Below are 1,992 nucleotides of genomic sequence, written 5' to 3'. Positions count from 1 at the left end.
CCGGCTGGCTGCGGAAGGCCGGGTCGTTCGCATCGGCGCGGATCTGCACTTCGCCGGCCGCGCGATCGAGGATGCCCGGGCCCGGCTCGTCGCCGCGCTCGAAGCGGCACCGGACGGCTTGGCCGCCGCCGACCTGCGCGACGCGCTCGGCGTCTCGCGCAAGTACGCGATCCCGCTGCTCGAGTGGTTCGACGCGCAGGGCGTCACAAGACGCGAGGGCGACCTGCGCGTGCTGCGCGGCTGAACCGGCGGCAGGTCAGTCGTCGTCCTCGCCGTTGCGCGCGTGGCACGTGTTGCAGTCGGTGGAGCCGTAGCCCCTCGGGTGGCACGACGCGCACGGGAAGCTGCGGTAGGTGTGCTCGCCGCCTCGCACCGAGGGGTGCCGGAACGTCGCCGACGACCACGCGCGAGAGGCCGAGTGGCACGAGACGCACGACGAGCCGTAGTGCCCTCCCGGCGCCTTGTGGCACGAGGAGCACCCGGTCGACGACGGGTGACGGAACGCCCAGCGGGCGCCCACCGAGTGGCAGCTCGTGCACGCGCCCGCGCGGTGCCCGGCCGGCCGTGCGTGGCACGAGGCGCACGCGGAGCCGGCGCCGGGATGCCGGAACGCCCAACTCGTCCCGACGCCGTGGCAGCTCGTGCACGCGCCCGCGCGGTGCCCGGATGGCCGTGCGTGGCAGCTCTCGCACATGCCGGTCGTCGGGTGCGCGAACTTCCACGATGCGGGCTCGGGATGGCATGCCGCGCACCGCGCCCCCTTCGCATGCGTGGGATCCGGGGTCTTGTGGCACTTCTCGCACGACGTGTCCTTCGGGTGCGTGAAGACGAACGCGGCACCGGGGGCGTGGCAGGTCGTGCACTCGCCCCGCGAGGGATGGCGCGGATCGTGGCAGTCGGAGCAGCGCAGTTCGGACAGCGTGTGGCACGACGTGCAGCCGACCTTCACGTGACCGGTGACGTCCGCGCTGCCGCGGCCCGGCGCGGGGCCGGTGGCGGTGGCGGATGCGGCCGGAGCTCGCCCGGACCATATGCCGGCCGCAGCGAGTGCCGCGGTGGCCACCTCGTGGCCGGCGGTCGAGTGGCACCTGACGCATGGCCCTCGGGCCGTGTGGGTCTCGTGTGAGAATCCGGCGGTGCGCGACGTCTCGACGTCCGCGTGGCACGCGATGCAGCGCGCGTCGGGCACGACGGGCGCCGTGGCGAGCGGGAAGACGGGGTCGCCTGCGAAGTGGGCGCGGACCTCGGCGAGCGCCACGAACTTGTGCTCGAGCCGCGCGGCCGTCCCGGGATCGACGTGGCACGCGACGCACTCGACGCCTGCGTGCGGGCCCTCGGACCAGGCGTCGTGGTACGGCGTCATCTCGTGGCACGAGCGGCAGAAGCCCGCCCGGTCGGTCGCGCGCGCCGCGGTGAGGCCGGCGGTACCGAGGGCGAGAACGACGAGAAACCCCGCCGAGGCTCGCATGACGATGCGTGCGATCGCAGGTATGTGCTTGTCTCCATCGTCGTGCGCGGCGACTGTGTCGCCCGCACCGGCGCGGCCCACCGGTGCGGTGCAGGACCATGCACACGCCATGCCATCGTCATCGCCGCGGCCCGCGGCCGTCACGCTGGTACAATCGCCGGCGGAGGCGGATGGGTCCTGGTGGGCTCCGCGGTCTTCAAAACCGTAGTGGGGCGTGAAGAGCGTCCCGGGTGTGTTCGATTCGCACACGCCTCCGCCAATCGGCACACACGGGCGCCCGCGCGGGCGCCCGTCGCGCGAGGAGGGACCGAGAGGTGACGACTGTAGGCGCCGCTCCGATCGGCATCAGCGCGTGCCTGCTCGGCGAGCGGACGCGCTACGACGGGGTGGTCATCGAGACCCCACCCGCGGTCGCCGCGGCGCTGGCGGCCGGGACGAGGTTCGTCCCGGTGTGCCCGGAGTGCGAGTCCGGGCTCGGCGTCCCGCGCGCGCGCATCGCGTTGACCGGCACGGGGGCCAAGGTG

3 protein-coding genes are annotated in these 1,992 nt (G+C 74.0%); 2 read left to right on the top strand and 1 reads right to left on the bottom strand.

Translation table 11 applies throughout. The features are described 5' to 3' along the window. A partial coding sequence (locus tag FDZ70_09860) for a selenocysteine-specific translation elongation factor (protein ID TLM69040.1) occupies window positions 1–244 on the top strand: 244 nt, incomplete at its 5' end. 12 nt (window positions 245–256) lie between these two features. Here the strand turns inward: FDZ70_09860 and FDZ70_09855 are convergent. Further along, complete coding sequence (locus FDZ70_09855; protein TLM69039.1) at window positions 257–1,579, bottom strand: hypothetical protein; 1,323 nt, start codon at window positions 1,577–1,579, stop codon at window positions 257–259. A 119-nt stretch (window positions 1,580–1,698) separates the two neighbouring features. Here FDZ70_09855 and FDZ70_09850 point away from each other — a divergent pair. Further along, window positions 1,699–1,992, top strand: a 294-nt coding sequence (locus FDZ70_09850) for a DUF523 domain-containing protein (GenBank protein TLM69038.1), incomplete at its 3' end; no start/stop codon positions are given.

This window comes from Actinomycetota bacterium, from assembly GCA_005774595.1.
In the GTDB taxonomy this organism is placed as follows: Bacteria; Actinomycetota; Coriobacteriia; order Anaerosomatales; family D1FN1-002; genus D1FN1-002.
This window is presented reverse-complemented; position numbering and strand designations above follow the sequence as displayed.